The following is an 18,329-nucleotide window of genomic DNA, read 5'->3' as shown; positions in this document are numbered from 1 at the left end:
AAAATCTGCTCAGATCTGCAAAAATCTGCGTGAAACAAAAAAATAAAAATCCGTTTTATCCGCGTCATCCGCGTGCCATTAAAACACAAACAAATTAAAAATGAAGTCCAATTTAATTACCAAAATTACCCTTTGTGGTTTATTGCTGAACGGCTTTTTAGCTTTGGCACAAAAAAACAATCTTCAGGTTGATGTTGCAAAAACAGTAACCAAAATCGAACCGACTATGTACGGAGTATTTTTTGAAGACATCAATTTTGCTGCCGATGGAGGTTTGTATGCCGAAATGATCAAGAACAGATCTTTCGAATTCGAAACGCCAATGATGGGTTGGAACGAACCAAACAGCGACCGTCATAAATTAAACCTACAATCCGGAATCGCCAATATTATTCAGTATTCGCAAAAAGGAACCAATCATAATTATTGTCGCGTTACAATCAATGACGCAAACGGTTATGAAATGATTAACGAAGGTTTCAGAGGAATGGGAATCAAAAAAGATCTTCATTATAATTTGTCTTTGAGAGCTTCAAAAATATCAGGAAACATTTCGAAGATTAAAATCCAATTCATTGATAAAAATAAAAAAGTTTTAGGCGAAACTTCGGTTGTTCCAACAGCAAAAGACTGGACCAATTATACAGCACAATTAACCGCAACGGCAACAGAAGCAAAAGCACAAATCAGAATCACTTTTGAAGGAACAGGAGTTATAGATTTAGATGTGATTTCGCTGTTTCCGGAAGATACCTGGAAAGGCAGAAAAAATGGTCTGCGTGCAGATTTAGTACAATTATTATACGATTTGAAACCTGGATTTTTACGTTTCCCGGGAGGTTGTATTGTTGAAGGAAAAACGTTGGCTTTGCGTTATCAATGGAAAAAATCGATTGGAAATGTAGAAGACAGAGAAACGATGATCAACCGTTGGAATACCGAGTTTGCACACAAATTGGCACCGGATTATTTCCAGAGTTTTGGTTTAGGATTCTTCGAATATTTTCAACTTTCAGAAGATATTGGCGCTTCTCCATTGCCGATTTTAAGTTGCGGAATGGCTTGTCAATTCAACACCGGAGAATTAGTTCCGATGGATCAGATCGATCCTTATGTGCAAGATGCTTTAGATTTAATTGAGTTCGCAAATGGAGATTTGAATACCGCTTGGGGAAAAGTGAGAGCGGATATGGGACATCCAAAACCATTTAATTTAAAATTCATTGGAGTTGGAAATGAGCAATGGGGACCAGATTATATCGAGCGTTTCAAAGTGTTTCAAAAAGCCATCAAATCAAAATATCCAAACATTACTATTGTTTCCGGAACCGGACCTTTTCCTGACGGAGATTATTTTGATTATGGTATGACCGAACTTAAAAAATTAAACGCAGAAGTTGTTGACGAACATTATTATAAAGATCCGGCCTGGTTCCGTAAAAACGTAACACGTTATGACAATTATGACCGTAAAGGGCCAAAGATTTTTGCAGGAGAATATGCAGCCCAAAGTGTAGCGATTGCAAGTCCGGATAATAAAAACAACTGGGAATGTGCTTTTTCTGAAGCCGCTTTTATGACCGGAATGGAGCGTAATGCTGAGGTTGTTCACCTGACTTCTTATGCGCCGTTATTAGCACATGTAGAAGGTTGGCAATGGACGCCGGACATGATTTGGTTCAATAATTTACAATCGTACGGAACACCAAATTATTATGTTCAGAAGTTATTCTCGAACAATAAAGGAACGGATTTAATCAACATTACAAAAGACGGAAAAGCAGTTACAGGACAAAACGATTTGTTTGCATCGGCAGTAAAAGATGTGAATTCTAAAGAAGTAATCTTGAAAATTGTGAACACTTCTGCAACGGCTCAAAATGTTTCAATTGATTTAAAAGGAGCAAAATTAGAGGCAAAAGGAACAGCAATAACTTTAAAAGGAGACGGAATAAATGACGAGAATTCTTTTGAAACTCCAACTAAAATTAGTCCAAAAGAAAGCGAATTTAAAGTGAATGGAAGCAAAGTTCAATATGATTTTCCAGCCTACTCAGTTACGGTTTTGAAAATTAAGTTGAAATAATCGCAATAGAATAAATGTAAACTCAACGTTTATTTTCTGTTTTGACCTTAAATCTTTGTTTTGATGCATTATTTGTAAAAATACAAGCCCTTATTTTTATTAAGTGTTTTTTATACACTTATAAATTATTTATATTTATATTTGTCATTATTATAAAATGAATTTCGAATGAAAAATTACGTTATAGGATTGGATTACGGAACAGATTCTGTTCGAGCGATGCTGATTGATACTGAAAATGGGCAAGAACTGGCATCGAATGTTTCTCATTATAAAAGATGGAAAAACAAGCAATATTGTGACGCATCGATCAATCAATTTCGTCAACATCCATTAGACCATATTGAAGGTTTAGAGATCACCATTCAAACGGTTATAAAAGAGAGTAAAGTTGATCCTTCGCAAGTTCGTGGAATTTGTATTGACACCACAGGATCTTCGCCTGTGCCTGTAACGAAAGACGGAATTCCGCTGGCTTTGACAAAAGGTTTTGAGGAAAATCCGAATGCGATGATGGTACTTTGGAAAGATCATACTTCGATAAATGAATCAAACGAAATCAACGAATTGGCAGTAAGCTGGGGCGGAGAAAACGTAACCAAATATGTAGGCGGAATTTATTCATCAGAATGGTTTTGGGCAAAAATCCTGCACATTGCCAGAGAAGATGAAGCCGTTCGAAATGCAGCACACACCTGGATGGAGCATTGCGATTTAATGACGTATTTATTGATTGAAGATAAAGATTTAAAAACCTTCAAAAGAAGCCGTTGCGCTGCAGGACACAAAGCAATGTGGCACGAAGACTGGAACGGACTTCCGCCGGTTGAATTCTTAGAAAAATTACATCCGTATTTGGCACAACTTCGTGGTAATTTATATGATGAAACCTATACATCAGATTTAGTTGCCGGAAATTTAAGCAAAGAATGGGCAGATCGTTTAGGACTTTCTACAGATACAGTTGTAGCCGTAGGAACTTTCGATGCACACTCAGGAGCTGTTGGAGCAAAAATTGGAGAGAATACTTTGGTTCGTGTTATGGGAACTTCAACTTGTGATATTTTGGTTGGTTCTTATGATGAAGTAGGAACAAAAACGGTGCGCGGAATTTGCGGACAAGTTGATGGCTCAGTAATTCCAGGATTTATTGGTCTGGAAGCCGGACAATCTGCTTTTGGAGATTTATTGGCTTGGTACAAAGAATTATTACTTTGGCCAACCGATCATTTATTAACAGCTTCAACTGTTTTAAATGAAACTCTAAAAGAACAATTAAGAGAAGAATTCAGCGATAAATTAATTGTGGAATTGACAAAAGAAGCAGAGAAAATTCCGGTTTCAGAAAGTCTTCCAATTGCTTTAGACTGGATCAACGGACGCAGAACTCCAGATGCCAATCAGGAATTAAAAAGTGCGATTTCAAACCTTTCTTTAGGAACAAAAGCACCACATATTTTTAAAGCTTTGGTAAACGCAATCTGTTTTGGAGCGAAGAAAATTGTAGATCGTTTTGAAGAAGAAGGAGTGAAAATCGACAGCGTTATCGGGATTGGCGGCGTTGCACGTAAATCTCCTTTTATCATGCAGACTTTGGCGAATGTGTTAAATAAGCCAATTAAAATCGCAGCATCTGATCAGACTCCGGCTTTAGGAGCAGCGATTTATGCAGCCGTTGCAGCCGGAATTTATCCAAATGTAATCGAAGCAAGTCAAAAAATAGGAAGCGATTTCGACGGAGAATATTTCCCTCAATTAGACAAGGTAGCGGCATATCATAAACTAATGTTGGCTTACGATCAATTAAGTGCTTTTGAAGATCCATCTATTAAAATTACAGAAAATGAGTTCTCTTTATAAAGATTTAAAACAGGAATGTTACGAAGCCAACATGCAGTTAAACGCATTGAATTTGGTGGTATACACTTTTGGAAATGTGAGTGCTGTAGACAGAAAAAATGGTGTTTTTGCCATTAAACCAAGTGGCGTTCCGTACGAAGATTTAAAACCGGAAGATATTGTAATTGTTGATTTTGATAATAATATTATCGAAGGTTCTATGCGTCCGTCATCTGACACAAAAACACACGCATACTTATACAAAAATTGGCCAAATATTGGCGGAGTTGCTCATACACATGCCACTTATTCGGTTGCTTGGGCACAATCGCAACGTGATATCCCAATCTTCGGAACCACACATGCAGATCATTTAACAGCTGATATTCCGTGTGCGCCACCGATGGCAGATTCTCTTATCGAAGGAAACTACGAACACAATACCGGAATTCAGATTCTGGATTGTTTCAAGGAAAAAAATCTTTCTTACGAAGAAGTAGAAATGGTTTTGATTGGAAATCATGGTCCATTTGCCTGGGGAAAAAACGCAGCAAAAGCAGTTTACAACAGTAAAGTTCTTGAAGTTGTTGCCGAAATGGCGTACCTGACTTTACAAATAAACCCAAACGCACCAAGATTAAAAGATTCTCTAATAAAGAAACATTACAACCGCAAACACGGAAAAGATTCGTATTACGGACAGTAAATTTAGATAAAAGAAGAAAGAATAAAGAACAAAGATTTTTGACGTTTCAAAACTTGAAGTCAGAAACAAAGAAAAACTAAAACATTAAAATAACAATTCGAGTTTTTAGATTCCAACAACGTGAAACGTGAAACTTGAAACAAAAAATAACAAAATGATTGACATTTCTCAAAAAGAAGTATGGTTTGTAGTAGGAAGCCAGGAATTATACGGACCGGAAACCTTAAAATTAGTGGCGGAACATGCTGCGATTATGGCAAAAGGTTTGGATGCTTCATCACAAATACCAGTAAAAATTGTTTGCAAAGACACTTTAAAATCGCCTAAGCAAATTCTGGATTTATGTTTAGAAGCAAACTCTGCTAAAAATTGTATCGGAATTATTGCGTGGATGCATACTTTTTCGCCAGCTAAAATGTGGATTGGCGGTTTAAGTATTCTAAAAAAACCATTATGCCATTTACATACACAATATAATGCTGAAATTCCGTGGGGAACAATCGACATGGATTTCATGAACCTGAATCAATCGGCACACGGAGATCGTGAGTTTGGTTTTATCATGTCCAGAATGCGTAAAAAACGTAAAGTGGTTGTGGGACATTGGGAAGATCCTCGCGTTTTAAACAAATTGGGCGTTTGGACACGAGTAGCTTTAGGTTGGGATGAACTTCAAAACTTAAAAGTGGCTCGAATTGGAGACAATATGCGTGAAGTTGCCGTTACAGAAGGAGATAAAGTGGAGGCTCAAATTCGTTTCGGAATGTCGGTAAATGGATATGATTCATCTGATGTTACCAAACATATTGAGAAAGTTACAGAACAACAATTAAATGATTTATTAGCAGTTTACGAATCTTCTTATTCTCTAACTGATTCATTAAAAGAAGGCGGAGCGCAAAGAAGTTCATTAGTAGAAGCAGCAAAAATTGAATTAGGTTTAAGAGCTTTCCTTGAAGAAGGAGGTTTTGGAGCTTTTACAGATACATTTGAAAATCTTGGAGTTTGGAAACAACTTCCTGGAATTGCAACACAAAGATTAATGGCCGATGGTTATGGTTTTGGTGGAGAAGGAGACTGGAAAACTGCTGCAATGGTTCGTGCCTTGAAAGTAATGAACGTAGGTCTTGAAGGAGGAACTTCTTTCATGGAAGATTATACGTATCATTTCACGCCGCAAAAATCGTATGTTTTAGGATCTCATATGTTAGAAATTTGTCCATCTATTGCAGATGCAAAACCTTCTTGCGAAGTACATCCGTTAGGAATTGGAGGAAAAGAAGATCCTGCACGTTTGGTGTTTAATTCACCTGCCGGAGCTGCAATTAATGTTTCTTTGGTAGATATGGGGAATCGTTTCCGTTTGATTGTAAACGAAGTCGAAGCGGTTAAACCAATGGCTGATTTACCAAAATTACCGGTTGCCAGAGTTTTATGGGATTGTAAACCAAATCTTGATATCGCTGCAACAGCCTGGATTCTTGCCGGAGGAGCGCATCACACGGTTTACAGCCAAGCGATTACAACGGAATACATGGAAGATTTTGCAGATATTGCCGGAATCGAATTATTGGTAATTGACGAAAAAACGACGGTAAGAGACTTTAAAGATAAAATCAATGCAAACGAAGCGTATTATCACTTGTTTCAACACGGAATTTAGTCAAAAGTCTAATATCATAAAGTCCTAAAAATTTAGTTACTTTGAAGCACTTGACTTTAAGACTTTCAACTTTAAGACTTTACTAACTTAAAATTATTATTTATGAATGTATTAAAACGTTGTATTTTTGGAATCAGCCTAATGAGTTTGGCTACACTTTCAGTTCAATGCAAAAGCGATAAAAAAATGGATACTACAACAGTTTCTTCGGATGAAAAAGCTACGGTTACAATCGAAAAATCTTCTTACGGGACAACTGCAAAAGGAGAAAAAGTCGATAGTTACAAATTGAAAAACCAAAAAGGGATGGAAGTTGATATCATCACTTTTGGAGGAAGAATTACAGATTTGAAAGTGCCTAATAAAGACGGTGTTTCTGAAAATGTAGTAATCGGATTTAATTCTTTGGCACAATATGAAAAGGAAAATCCATTTTTTGGAGCTTTGATTGGAAGATACGGAAACAGAATAGCTAAAGGGAAATTTACTTTAGATGGAAAAGATTATCAATTGGCCATAAATAATGCGCCAAATGCTTTGCACGGTGGCCCGCAAGGATATTTTAATGTGGTTTGGAAAGCCGATGAGGTTAAATCAGGAAACACGGCAACTTTAAAATTATCGTATTTAAGTAAAGATATGGAAGAAGGCTATCCTGGAAATTTAAAGGTTTTTGTAACTTATACATTGACAAATGATAATCAATTAGAAGTATTATACGAAGCAACAACAGATAAAAAAACAGTTATAAACCTTACACAGCATTCGTATTTCAATTTATCAGGAGATTTTACAAAAACAATCTTAGATCATGAATTGACTTTAAATGCTGATAAATTAGTTCCGGTGGATGCGACTTTAATTCCAACAGGAAAATTAGAAGATGTTGCGAATACGCCTTTCGACTTCAGAACTCCAAAACTAATTGGAAAAGACATCGAAGTGAAAAGCGAACAATTAGAAAGAGGAAAAGGTTACGATCATTGCTGGGTGTTGAACAATCCTGAAAAAGGAAAAACAATCATTGCAAAAGTATATCACGCAGCCAGCGGAAGAGTTATGGAAATGACAACCGATGAACCTGGAATTCAGTTTTACTCCGGAAATTTCCTTGACGGAACTTTGCCAATGCCTAATGGCGGAACATTTGCCCACAGAACCGGACTTTGTTTAGAAACAGAACATTATCCGGATTCTCCAAATCAGAAAAACTTTCCAACAACGGTTTTAAACCCGGGAGAAAATTATAAAACTAAAACTGTTTTTAAATTCTCAGTGAAAAAATAGTTTTAGAATTTGTTAATTAGTTTAGTAATTCTCTAAGAAACCTCGAAAGTTATGCTTTCGAGGTTTTTTTGTTTGTAAAGAATTAAGACAAATAAGCATAAAAGAGACCTTGTTAATTCATGCAGTTTTTTCTTATATTTGGGAGATAACTACCATAAAAAAACCTCTTACTTATGAAAAACCCGATTAAATTATTACTTCTGTTATTAACCTGTTCTATATGCGCGATAGGAAGTGCTCAGGTTCAGATGAATTTTAAATTTGACACGCCTTATGGTAAGAATGCCGCTGTTGGAAAATTTGCTGAAATCAATGGCGCTAAAATCTATTATGAAGAATATGGAAAAGGGGAACCTTTGTTATTGATCCACGGAAATGGAGGAAGTATTGAATCAATGGGTAATCAAATCGATTATTTTAAAAGTAAATACAGAGTTATTGTTGCTGATAGTAGAGGTCAAGGTAAATCGGAGTTGAAAACGGATTCTTTGACATATGTTCAGATTACAAAAGATACAGAGGAATTAGTTAACAAGTTAAAACTAGATTCGATCAATATTATTGGATGGAGTGATGGGGGAATTGTTGGTTTACAAATGGCTATTTCAAGGAAGACAAAAATAAAGAAAATTGTGGCGATGGGTGCAAATTTAAGACCTGATTCTACAGCTGTTAATTCGTGGGCTACAAAAGATGTTCAGAACATGAGAAAAATGATTGTGTCAAAAATTAAAGAGAAAGATACTAGTGAGAATTGGAATCTACAAAAACAACTTGCCGGACTTTTGGTCGATCAGCCTAATATTGCAACTAAAGATTTATCAAAAATTAAAGCAAAAGTGCTTATAATAGCAGGAGATAAAGACATTATTAAAAACGAACATTCGGTAGAAATTTTTGAAAACATACCAAAGGCACAATTATGTATTATGCCAGGAGAAACTCATTTTGCACTGGCTTCAAGTCCTGAAGTATTTAATGCGATAGCGAATAAGTTTTTATCAGAACCATTTAAAAGACCAGATTCGGATTGGACTAAATGGGGTAAATAAAAGCAGACTCAAGAATTATTAGTTTAATAATTCTCTAAAAACCTCGAAAGTCTTTCGAGGTTTTTTATTTAGAACTTTAGGTATTTATACCTGATCAATTAATGTAAATCTTTTTTACATTTGATAAAGTAGAGTGCTAAAAGTTAGCTTCAATTTTTAGGAAAATTAATTTTTTACAATATGAATTTAAAACCTGGAGATTTATTTTTTGGATTAATGGAATTTCTCGGATTTATTGTTCCGGGATTTATTCTTTCTTTTACATTGACAACAATAGTCGACTACCATTGCCTAAAATTAATTAATATAACTGATGAAAAAGCGACTGCGTTTAGTTGGTTTGCTTTCATTGTGATTTCATATATATTAGGACATTTTATCCATCATATTTGCGCTATGATTTTGAATCCAATTTATGAAAAGACATATTTAAAAATAAAACTAAAAAAGCATCAAGACTTTATTACAAAGTGCGAAGAAATTATTGATGAAAAACTTCCTGTAAAAACGGATTCCTTAAAAGCTGCGGAAGCCTATTTAAGAATAAATAATCCAGATGTTTTACCAGAATTGGAAAGGCATCAGGCAAACTCTAAATTATTTCGGTCACTTTGTTTATTAAGCCTTTATTTATGCTTTATTTTGGGTTTGACTGCCGTACTGTTTTTAATTGCTATTTCTATTTTATCCTTTACAAAATTTGCTAACGAGAGATGGAACCATCGATTTTTAGTTTATCAATTTTTTTTAATATCAGTGGATGATAATTAAAACAATTACAGCTTAATAAATTGCTACTTCTGTTGAACAAATGAGAATCTTTAAAATTTTAATTAGTGAAAATTCATGAAATTCGTGGCAAAAAAAACTTTGCGACTCTGCGTCTTTGCGAGATTAATCCACCAGCATCTATAAAAATCTTAACTTAGCGATAACAAAAAAAGTATAATGGAACATCTATTTAAGGTAAAATTAAATTGGACTTCAAAACAAATCCAAGAAGATTTAACGAAACGGTTTTACAATAAAAGTCATCAAATTAAAATTGAAGGAAAACCTGTTTTAGATGTTTCCGCCGCAAAAGCTTTCAAAGGCAACTCTGAATTATACAATCCAGAAGATTTACTATTAAGCAGTTTAGTTTCCTGTCACATGATGTCCTATTTATATGTCTGCTCTCAAAACGAAATTGAAGTTCTCGAATATTCAGATAATGCCGAGGCCACACTAGAAGTTTCTCCCGACGGAAGCGGGCGTTTTATTGAAGTTCGATTATATCCTAAAGTAAAGATTTCAAATCACGATAAAATTGAATTGGCAATTGAACTTCATACAAAAGCAAATCAATTGTGTTTTATTGCTAACTCCTGCAATTTTCCTGTTTTGCATGAGGGCAGTTGTGAGGTTTAAAACTATACTTTGCGATAAAGTAAAGCTTCACAATCTTATCACTCTGACGGAGAAAGAATTTCCATTGGTTGCTCACATAACAATAATTCAGTTTTATTACGTTTAGGAGATGTAAGTATTTTATTAAAATTAATTATGAAAACAATTGTTGATTTAAATGAGAAAGAAGATGAGTCTTTATTAAATGATTCTCAAAAGAAAGCTATAGATGAGGCATTGGAAGATATTAAAAATGGAAGAGAACAATTGCATCAAAATGTTAGGGAGGAAACCAAAAAACGATTTCCTCATTTATTTAATAGAATATAAATTATGGATAACCGTAAATAAGCAAAATTTAAAAGGAGTAGATTTGATAATTACAAATTTTAATAAAAAGAGGATGAAAAAAACATTGCTCCTATTGTTTATTATTTTTGCTTCATGCGCAAAAAAAGAATTACCATCTAGTGTGTCAATTGCATTGTCTGATTTATATATTTCTGAAAAAATAAGTAAAGATTATGACAGTTTGGTAAATACTTTAGATGAATCAAAGATAAATGGTTTATCAATCGATTCTTTAAACAGTATAATTGTTGCGATAAAAGTTAATCGTGAGATGGTTCAGGAAAAAGAATATAAGTTAGAAGAGTTTCTAAAATATACTCCAGAATATTCAGATTATGAGGAAATTAAAAAGAGAGCAACTATACCGTTAATTAATATTAATGAAAATTATGATTTAATTTTAAAAAGATATACTGCTTTAAAGATTAAAAAACACCGTTAATAAGTGATTCTTTCTTAATAATCTAAAGCCTTTCCATATCATTTAATAAAGTACAGCTTAAATTTACTTATATAACTACTTATATGGTGAGAAATCATAAAACCAAAAAAACCTCTTCGAAAGAAGAGGTTTTTGTACCCGGAGCCGGAGTCGAACCGGCACGGTTTCCCACAGGTGTTTGAGACCAGCGCGTCTACCAATTCCGCCATCCGGGCTTAGCAGACGAAAAAACAACTAATAAATCAGTTATTTTAACGCAATAGAATAAGGATTTATGTTGCCATAACTGTGCTTATTCCTTTAACACGGTGCAAATGTAAAAAATAAAATTAAATGTTCTACTAAAAATACTTAAATATTTCCTTTCAGTGTCCAATAAATTTTCTAAATTTGCACCTCGTTAAAACGAAGCACACACAACTAACTACACCCGAGGCATTTATACAAGTCTGGCTTTACGTAAATCTTAAAGCCGAATTGTGCAGAGCGCAGCGGAGCAAAAACAACAAATTATAATGTCGCACCTAGAACCAGAAGCTAAAATTTTTGCTTGTTCAAAAAGTGTTTATCTTGCAGAAAAAATTGCGGAACAATACGGAATTCCGCTAGGCAAAGTAACGATGTCAACGTATAGTGATGGTGAATTTCAACCATCTTACGAAGAGTCAATCAGAGGATTACGCGTTTTTATCGTGTGTTCAACTTTTCCAACTGCTGATAATTTGATGGAATTGTTACTAATGATTGATGCAGCAAAACGTGCATCAGCAAGACACATTACAGCTGTTATGCCTTACTTTGGTTGGGCAAGACAAGATAGAAAAGATAAACCAAGAGTTCCGATTGGAGCAAAATTAGTAGCTAATTTATTAGATGCTGCCGGAGCGACAAGAGTTATGACAATGGATTTGCATGCAGATCAAATTCAGGGGTTTTTCGAAAAACCAGTAGATCATTTATTTGCATCTACAATCTTTTTACCATACGTAGAAAGCTTAAAATTAGACAATCTAACAATTGCATCTCCGGATATGGGAGGTTCAAAAAGAGCATATGCTTACTCTAAGTTCCTGGAATCAGATGTAGTAATCTGTTACAAACAAAGAAAAGCAGCCAACGTTATCGACACTATGGAGCTAATTGGTGAAGTAAAAGGCCGTAACGTAATATTAGTAGACGACATGATCGATACTGGTGGTACATTAGCGAAAGCAGCAGATTTAATGATCGAAAAAGGAGCATTAAGCGTAAGAGCAATCTGTACACACGCCATTTTATCAGGTGACGCATACGAAAAAATCGAAAACTCAAAATTAAGCGAGTTAATAGTTACAGATTCTATTCCGTTAAAGAAAGAATCAAAGAAAATCAGAGTAGTGAGTTGTGCACCTCTTTTTGCCGAAGTTATGCACATGGTGCACCACAACAATTCCATTAGTGGAAAATTTATAATGTAAAAAGCAGTAAGCTTTAAGCCTTAGGCTGTAAGCTTTATTACTTAGTGCAGAAAAAGCCTTAAGCCTATTGCTTAGAGCTTACAGCAAATTAGAATATTTATTAATAACTATATTTTTTTACAATGAAATCGATTACAATTAAAGGATCAGAAAGAGAAAGCGTGGGCAAAGTGTCAACTAAAGCCTTACGTAATGCTGGAGCGGTTCCTTGCGTGTTATACGGAGGAAATCAAGCAGTACACTTCTCAGCAGACGCTGCAGCGTTCAAAAACTTGGTTTACACTCCAAATGCACACACAGTTGTGATTGAGCTTGGAAAAGGAAAATCATTCAATGCAATTTTACAAGACATTCAGGTTCACCCAGTATCTGATAAAATTTTACACATTGATTTCTTTCAATTATTTGATGATAAAGAAATCACTATGGAAGTTCCTGTAAAAGTTGTTGGTACATCAAAAGGTGTTCTTGCAGGTGGTGTTTTACGTTTAAACACTCGTAAATTAAAAGTTAAAGCTTTACCTAAAGATCTTCCTGATTTTGTTGAAGCTGATATTACTCCACTTGAAATGGGTAACAAATTATATGTTACTAAAGTTGGTAAACCAGAATACAAAGTAATGCACCCTGAAAATACAGTTGTAGCTCAGGTAAGAATTTCTCGTGCTGCTATGAAAGCTGCTCAAGAAGCTGCAAAAGCTGCAAAAGCTCCTGCAAAAGGAAAGAAAAAATAATTTTTTTCAAAACAAATATCAAAGCATCAATCGAAAGATTGGTGCTTTTTTGTTTTTAAAAGGTTCTGAGTTGCTAAGATGCTATCCCGAAGCTTCGGGACTAAGTTTTTCTATTCAGGGAATATACGGTGTCAGACTGAGCGGAGTCGAAGTCCAGCAAAGTAATTTACTCCAGATTGTCGAGCTACTTACGGGACTTCGACTTCGCTCAGTCTGACAAAAATGAGCATAATTAATGCTATAAAATAAATCTGCGGAAATCAGTTTAAACCGCGTCATCTGCGTTCCATCCTCTTTGTTATTAAAAATAATTATCTAATTGACACATTTTCTAATTATCTAATTAACCAATTGGCACATTCCCTAATTAAGTTTATTTTTGCATCATGATAAAATGGATAACAAAACTGTTTTCATCAACACAAAAAGAAGAGAACACAGACAATATGAAACCGGAGGTTCACGAACACCCAAAAAACAATATAAAAAGCGTGAGTAAAAAATATTTAATCGTAGGACTTGGTAATATCGGAGCCGAATACGTAAATACAAGACATAATATAGGATTTAAAGTCCTGGATTTTTTAGCCAAAAAAGAAAGCCTTTCTTTCGAAACTGTAAAATTGGGCGCTTTGGCCGAATATAAATTCAAAGGAAGAACCTTTTTCTTGCTTAAGCCAAACACATACATGAATTTAAGCGGCAAAGCTGTAAAGTATTGGATGGACAAAGAAAATATTCCACTAGAGAATATTTTGGTGATTACAGACGATTTAAACCTTTCATTCGGAACCATCCGAATCAAACCAAAAGGCAGTGACGGAGGTCATAACGGATTGAAAAATATCAACTTGGTTTTGAACACACAACAATACACACGTTTTAGATTTGGAATCAGTGATCAGTTCAAAAAAGGACAGCAGATAGATTACGTTTTAGGTGATTGGGATGAGGATGAAAAGACAAAATTGCCGGAACGTTTAGAAGTTGCTTCAGAAATTATTAAGTCATTTGGAACTGCCGGTTTAGAAAATACAATGACAACTTTTAATGGAAAGTAAAGATTTACAAGTATTTAACGCTTAAAAAATCAAATTATCAATTAATTAAATTGAATTATAACGAAATAGTATTTTCTATTCCAAAGTTAAATGTCTAAATTTGGGATAAATTATTATAAACCATAAAATCATAATATCATGGCTTTTGAATTACCACAATTACCTTATGCATATGATGCATTAGAACCACATATTGATGCTCGTACAATGGAAATTCACCACACAAAACATCATAATGCTTATACAACAAATCTTAATGCTGCAATTGCAGGAACAGATTTAGAGGGAAAAACAATCGAAAACATCTTAATCAATCTAGATAAATCAAACGCTGCAGTTCGTAACAATGGTGGAGGTTTCTACAACCACAATTTATTCTGGACTGTAATGTCTCCAAACGGTGGCGGATTACCAACAGGTGATTTATTAGCTGCAATCGAAGCTTCTTTTGGAACTTTTGAAGAGTTTAAAGCAAAATTTGCTAAAGCCGGAGCAACTCAATTTGGTTCAGGATGGGCTTGGTTAACAGTACAAAAAGGTGGTAAACTAGAAGTTGTAGGTACTCCAAATCAGGATAATCCATTAATGCCGGAAGTTGCTGGTAACGGTGGAACTCCAATTTTAGGAATGGACGTTTGGGAGCATGCTTACTACTTAAACTATCAAAACAGAAGACCAGATTATATTGAAGCTTTCTTCAGTGTAATTAACTGGACAGAAGTTGCAAGAAGATTTGCTTTAGACAAGTAAGAAGAAAATAGAATAAAGAGTAAAGAAAAAAGACGGATGGCTTGATAGCTATCCGTCTTTTTTTGTATTACCTTTTTTATCAATCTGTATCTATAGTCTTTCTTCTTTAATCTTACTTCTATTCTCTTTCATCTATTCTCTTTCATCTATTCTCTTTCATCTATTCTCTTTGTTCTGATATAAAATAAAAAAGGCGAAATCTCTTTCGCCTTTTTTGCCCCAAATCTACCATAAACTTAACCTACTAATGTTATGGTTTTGTAAATGTATGGTAGCTATATGTATGAAAAAAACTTTTTAGACGAATGGCAAATAAATCCGATTAAGTGACTGTAAAATCCTACTTTAGAAATAGTTGAGTTTATTCCAATAAAAAAGGTGGAATTCCTTCCACCCTTTTTGCCCCAAATCTACCATAAACTTAACCTACTAATGTTATGGTATCTCAAAAGTATTATAGCTTTTCAATTTTACCAAACATATAGGATGAACGGCAAATAAAACCGATGAAATGCATAATTTAACCTTTTGTTAATACTTTTAGTACGCTCTTGCGTCTTTTCCTTCATAAAAATTCATAAATGCACGGTTCACAACGCGATTTCCTCCTGGTGTAGGATAATCTCCCGTAAAGTACCAATCGCCTAAATTTTTAGGACATGCGATATGCAAATCTTCTACTTTTTGGAAAATGATTTTTACTTCGGCATTGATTTCCGGAGAACTCAGCATTTCGGCAATTTTATCTGAAATCTCTTCTGGTGTAAACTGATCGTAAATGGCAGTAACATAATTAACAACATCACTATCAATGTAGTTTTCCTGTGCTTTACATTTTGCATAAACTTCGTCTACTATATGGTATAAGTTTCTTTCTTTTAATAAAGCTAATGCTGCTCTAAAAGCAACAAGGCCTTCTAGTTTTGCCATGTCAATTCCGTAACAATCAGGGTAACGAATTTGAGGTGCCGATGAAACGATTACGATACGTTTAGGTTTTAAACGATCCATCATTTTGATAATACTCATTTTTAAAGTTGTACCACGAACAATACTGTCATCAATAATAACCAAATTATCAGTTGGTTTAATAACTCCGTAAGTCACATCATAAACGTGAGCTACTAAATCATCACGACTGCTGTCTTCAGTGATAAAAGTTCTAAGTTTCGCATCTTTAATGGCAACTTTCTCCGTACGAATTTTTACGGCTAATAATTCCTGTAAAGTTTCGGCTGTAAGTGTGTTTCTGTTTTCAAGAATATAATTGTTTTTTCTTTGATTTAGGAAATCCTGAGCAGCTTCAACTAAACCATAAAATGAAGTTTCGGCAGTATTCGGAATATAAGAGAAAACAGTATTATCAGTATCGCTGTCAATTGATTCAAGAACTGCAGGCAAAATTAATTTTCCTAAATTTTTACGTTCCTGATAAATTTCAGCATCACTTCCTCTAGAGAAATATATTCTTTCAAAAGAACACGCTTTTTTAACAGTTGGTTCAAGGATTTGTTCCATCGAAACTTTTCCGTTTTTCTTGATAATTAAAGCATTTCCCGGATCGATTTCCTGAACACTTTCAAAAGGCACATTAAATACAGTTTGAATAACAGGTCTTTCAGAGGCTACAACTACAACTTCATCATCCTGATAAAAATATGCCGGACGAATTCCCGCAGGATCTCTAAAAACGAAAGCGTCACCATGACCTAATAATCCAGCCATTGCGTAACCTCCATCAAGATTTTTAGCAGAACGTGTTAATATTTTTGCAATATCCAATCGATCTGCAATTACCGGAGAAGCTTCTCTTTTAGAATAACCTTCTGTTTTACAGTCCTGGTATAATTGCATTACTTCTTTGTCTAAGAAGTGTCCAATTTTTTCCATAACTGTTACAGTATCCGCCATTTCTTTTGGATGTTGTCCAAGTTCTACTAAATTTTCGAAAAGCTCTTTCACATTTGTCATGTTAAAGTTCCCTGCCAAAATTAGATTACGGTGCATCCAGTTACTCTGGCGTAAAAATGGATGTACACTTTCGATGCTGTTTTTTCCGAAGGTTCCGTAACGAACGTGTCCTAAAAATAATTCACCAACATATGGTATTTCAGATTTTATTTTTTGAACATCGTCGCCAATTTCAGGTTGTGCTTTTAATTCTTCGCTGATTCGCTCATTGATTTGTTTAAAAACATCTTGTATTGGCTGTGCATGATTTGAACGAACCCTGCTAATGTAACGTTGTCCAGGTTCAACGTCTAATTTAATGCTTGCAAAACCAGCTCCGTCTTGTCCACGGTTATGTTGCTTTTCCATCATCAGGTACATTTTTTGTATACCGTAAAAAGCAGTTCCGTATTTTTCTTTATAATATTCAAGCGGTTTAAGAAGTCTAACTAAGGCTATACCACATTCGTGTTTTAAAGCGTCGCTCATTGTATTTTGTATTTGTGTTGTTGTTGTTGTAAGTTGTGCGTAATAACGTAATAAAAAAGCCCCGTGTTATCGAGGCTTCGGGGCATTATATTTCTATGTCAAACTGAGTTAACGACTTAAATTGTTGTAATCGAATCGCTACTTCAGCTTTGCTTACTGTTTCCATCCTTTCGGTTCCAAATTTCTCCACACAAAATGAAGCTAAATTCGAACCGTAAATAATTGCATTTTTCATGTTGTTAAACGAGATGTTTTCGCTTTGTGCAATAAATCCTGAAAAACCACCTGCAAAAGTGTCTCCGGCTCCTGTTGGATCAAAAACATCTTCTAATGGTAAAGCCGGTGCAAAGAATACTTCTCTGTTATGGAATAAAAGTGCTCCGTGTTCTCCTTTTTTGATCACCACATATTTTGGTCCCAATTCCTGGATTTTGTTTGCTGCTTTTACTAATGAGTATTCTCCTGAAAGTTGTCTTGCTTCTTCGTCATTGATTGTAATTACGTCTACACGTTTAATTACATCCAATAGTTCAGGTAAAGCGCAATCCATCCAAAAGTTCATAGTGTCTAAAACTACTAATTTTGGTTTTTTCTCCATTTGATCCAAAACGCTGCTTTGTACCAAAGGATGTAAATTTCCTAACATCACAACATCAGCATCTTTATAGTTTTGAGGAACTTTTGGTTGAAAGTCAGCCAAAACGTTCAGTTCAGTTACAAGAGTGTCTCTAGAGTTTAGATCGTTGTGATATAAACCGCTCCAGAAAAAGGTTTTTCCGCCTTTTACAATTTCGATACCAGAGATATCAATATTTTTTGAAGTTAAAAGATCTAAATGTTCTTGAGGAAAATCGTCGCCAACTACAGAAACAATGGCCGATTGCAAGTTAAAAAATGACGCTGATAAACCAATGTATGTTGCAGCACCACCTAATATTTTATCTGTTTTTCCGAAAGGAGTTTCAATCGCGTCGAAAGCAACTGTTCCAACAATCAATAATTTATTCATTTTATGAATTTCGAATTAGGGTGCAAAGATACTTCATAAGTTGCAATATTGCAACGGTTTAAGT

16 protein-coding genes and 1 tRNA gene are annotated in these 18,329 nt (G+C 34.7%); 14 read left to right on the top strand and 3 right to left on the bottom strand.

Translation table 11 applies throughout. The features are described from left to right. The first annotated feature begins 100 nt into the window (after positions 1-100). From ACZ0AH_RS23075 to ACZ0AH_RS23030, 10 genes are all read left to right on the top strand, one after another. Complete coding sequence (locus ACZ0AH_RS23075; protein WP_463478061.1) at positions 101-2,086, top strand: alpha-L-arabinofuranosidase C-terminal domain-containing protein; 1,986 nt, start codon at positions 101-103, stop codon at positions 2,084-2,086. A gap of 168 nt (positions 2,087-2,254) precedes the next feature. Further along, positions 2,255-3,946, top strand: a complete 1,692-nt coding sequence (locus ACZ0AH_RS23070) for a ribulokinase (protein ID WP_463478060.1) — start codon at positions 2,255-2,257, stop codon at positions 3,944-3,946. Then, positions 3,930-4,631, top strand: a complete 702-nt coding sequence (locus tag ACZ0AH_RS23065; RefSeq protein WP_072957886.1) for an L-ribulose-5-phosphate 4-epimerase — start codon at positions 3,930-3,932, stop codon at positions 4,629-4,631. Before ACZ0AH_RS23070 ends, ACZ0AH_RS23065 begins: the two co-directional genes overlap by 17 nt. A 154-nt stretch (positions 4,632-4,785) precedes the next feature. Next, complete coding sequence (gene araA / locus ACZ0AH_RS23060) at positions 4,786-6,294, top strand: L-arabinose isomerase (protein WP_463478059.1); 1,509 nt, start codon at positions 4,786-4,788, stop codon at positions 6,292-6,294. Between the two features lie 102 nt (positions 6,295-6,396). After that, the gene (locus ACZ0AH_RS23055) at positions 6,397-7,581 is read left to right on the top strand and encodes an aldose epimerase family protein (protein ID WP_463478058.1); all 1,185 of its coding nucleotides are present in this window, start codon (positions 6,397-6,399) and stop codon (positions 7,579-7,581) included. Between the two features lie 173 nt (positions 7,582-7,754). After that, positions 7,755-8,633, top strand: coding sequence for an alpha/beta fold hydrolase (locus ACZ0AH_RS23050; RefSeq protein ID WP_463478057.1), 879 nt, complete (start codon positions 7,755-7,757; stop codon positions 8,631-8,633). Between the two features lie 180 nt (positions 8,634-8,813). Beyond that, entirely contained in the window at positions 8,814-9,404 is a 591-nt protein-coding gene (locus tag ACZ0AH_RS23045; protein ID WP_463478056.1) for a hypothetical protein, read from the top strand. A gap of 177 nt (positions 9,405-9,581) precedes the next feature. Beyond that, on the top strand, positions 9,582-10,043 hold the full coding sequence (locus tag ACZ0AH_RS23040; protein WP_463478055.1) for an OsmC family protein: 462 nt from the start codon (positions 9,582-9,584) through the stop codon (positions 10,041-10,043). Positions 10,044-10,178: 135 nt separating this feature from the next. After that, complete coding sequence (locus ACZ0AH_RS23035; RefSeq protein ID WP_463478054.1) at positions 10,179-10,352, top strand: hypothetical protein; 174 nt, start codon at positions 10,179-10,181, stop codon at positions 10,350-10,352. Between the two features lie 73 nt (positions 10,353-10,425). Next, entirely contained in the window at positions 10,426-10,815 is a 390-nt protein-coding gene (locus tag ACZ0AH_RS23030; RefSeq protein ID WP_463478053.1) for a hypothetical protein, read from the top strand. Between the two features lie 135 nt (positions 10,816-10,950). On the opposite strand, the gene ACZ0AH_RS23025 is transcribed toward ACZ0AH_RS23030, so the two are convergent. After that, positions 10,951-11,030 (bottom strand) — tRNA-Leu (locus tag ACZ0AH_RS23025). A gap of 300 nt (positions 11,031-11,330) precedes the next feature. Between ACZ0AH_RS23025 and ACZ0AH_RS23020 the strand changes: the two genes are divergently transcribed. From ACZ0AH_RS23020 to ACZ0AH_RS23005, 4 genes are all read left to right on the top strand, one after another. Next, positions 11,331-12,272, top strand: coding sequence for a ribose-phosphate pyrophosphokinase (locus ACZ0AH_RS23020; RefSeq protein WP_055097593.1), 942 nt, complete (start codon positions 11,331-11,333; stop codon positions 12,270-12,272). Positions 12,273-12,394: 122 nt separating this feature from the next. After that, positions 12,395-13,006 carry a 50S ribosomal protein L25/general stress protein Ctc gene (locus ACZ0AH_RS23015; protein WP_055097594.1) on the top strand — a complete coding sequence of 204 codons (612 nt, stop codon included), beginning with the start codon at positions 12,395-12,397 and terminating at the stop codon, positions 13,004-13,006. 386 nt (positions 13,007-13,392) lie between these two features. Beyond that, entirely contained in the window at positions 13,393-14,067 is a 675-nt protein-coding gene (pth, locus tag ACZ0AH_RS23010) for an aminoacyl-tRNA hydrolase (protein ID WP_463478052.1), read from the top strand. Between the two features lie 138 nt (positions 14,068-14,205). Next, on the top strand, positions 14,206-14,817 hold the full coding sequence (locus tag ACZ0AH_RS23005; protein ID WP_035646435.1) for a superoxide dismutase: 612 nt from the start codon (positions 14,206-14,208) through the stop codon (positions 14,815-14,817). A 540-nt stretch (positions 14,818-15,357) separates the two neighbouring features. Here ACZ0AH_RS23005 and ACZ0AH_RS23000 read toward each other — a convergent pair. Next, complete coding sequence (locus tag ACZ0AH_RS23000) at positions 15,358-17,256, bottom strand: amidophosphoribosyltransferase (protein WP_463478051.1); 1,899 nt, start codon at positions 17,254-17,256, stop codon at positions 15,358-15,360. Between the two features lie 85 nt (positions 17,257-17,341). Next, on the bottom strand, positions 17,342-18,265 hold the full coding sequence (locus ACZ0AH_RS22995; RefSeq protein WP_463478050.1) for a PfkB family carbohydrate kinase: 924 nt from the start codon (positions 18,263-18,265) through the stop codon (positions 17,342-17,344). Between the last annotated feature and the right edge of the window lie 64 nt (positions 18,266-18,329).

Source organism: Flavobacterium sp. AC105 (assembly GCF_979258495.1).
The sequence above is the reverse complement of the archived record's forward strand: the minus strand, read 5'-3'. Positions and strand labels throughout refer to the sequence as shown.

Excerpts from the sequence above, each read along its gene's own strand:
- ACZ0AH_RS23070 (WP_463478060.1), top strand. The coding sequence starts at position 2,255 with ATGAAAAATTACGTTATAGGATTGGATTACGGAACAGATTCTGTTCGA.
- ACZ0AH_RS23040 (WP_463478055.1), top strand. The coding sequence starts at position 9,582 with ATGGAACATCTATTTAAGGTAAAATTAAATTGGACTTCAAAACAAATC.
- ACZ0AH_RS23015 (WP_055097594.1), top strand. The coding sequence starts at position 12,395 with ATGAAATCGATTACAATTAAAGGATCAGAAAGAGAAAGCGTGGGCAAA.
- pth (WP_463478052.1), top strand. The coding sequence starts at position 13,393 with ATGATAAAATGGATAACAAAACTGTTTTCATCAACACAAAAAGAAGAG.
- ACZ0AH_RS23045 (WP_463478056.1), top strand. The coding sequence starts at position 8,814 with ATGAATTTAAAACCTGGAGATTTATTTTTTGGATTAATGGAATTTCTC.
- ACZ0AH_RS23075 (WP_463478061.1), top strand. The coding sequence starts at position 101 with ATGAAGTCCAATTTAATTACCAAAATTACCCTTTGTGGTTTATTGCTG.
- ACZ0AH_RS23035 (WP_463478054.1), top strand. The coding sequence starts at position 10,179 with ATGAAAACAATTGTTGATTTAAATGAGAAAGAAGATGAGTCTTTATTA.
- ACZ0AH_RS23065 (WP_072957886.1), top strand. The coding sequence starts at position 3,930 with ATGAGTTCTCTTTATAAAGATTTAAAACAGGAATGTTACGAAGCCAAC.
- ACZ0AH_RS23000 (WP_463478051.1), bottom strand. The coding sequence starts at position 17,256 with ATGAGCGACGCTTTAAAACACGAATGTGGTATAGCCTTAGTTAGACTT.
- ACZ0AH_RS23050 (WP_463478057.1), top strand. The coding sequence starts at position 7,755 with ATGAAAAACCCGATTAAATTATTACTTCTGTTATTAACCTGTTCTATA.
- ACZ0AH_RS22995 (WP_463478050.1), bottom strand. The coding sequence starts at position 18,265 with ATGAATAAATTATTGATTGTTGGAACAGTTGCTTTCGACGCGATTGAA.
- ACZ0AH_RS23020 (WP_055097593.1), top strand. The coding sequence starts at position 11,331 with ATGTCGCACCTAGAACCAGAAGCTAAAATTTTTGCTTGTTCAAAAAGT.
- ACZ0AH_RS23030 (WP_463478053.1), top strand. The coding sequence starts at position 10,426 with ATGAAAAAAACATTGCTCCTATTGTTTATTATTTTTGCTTCATGCGCA.
- ACZ0AH_RS23005 (WP_035646435.1), top strand. The coding sequence starts at position 14,206 with ATGGCTTTTGAATTACCACAATTACCTTATGCATATGATGCATTAGAA.
- ACZ0AH_RS23055 (WP_463478058.1), top strand. The coding sequence starts at position 6,397 with ATGAATGTATTAAAACGTTGTATTTTTGGAATCAGCCTAATGAGTTTG.
- araA (WP_463478059.1), top strand. The coding sequence starts at position 4,786 with ATGATTGACATTTCTCAAAAAGAAGTATGGTTTGTAGTAGGAAGCCAG.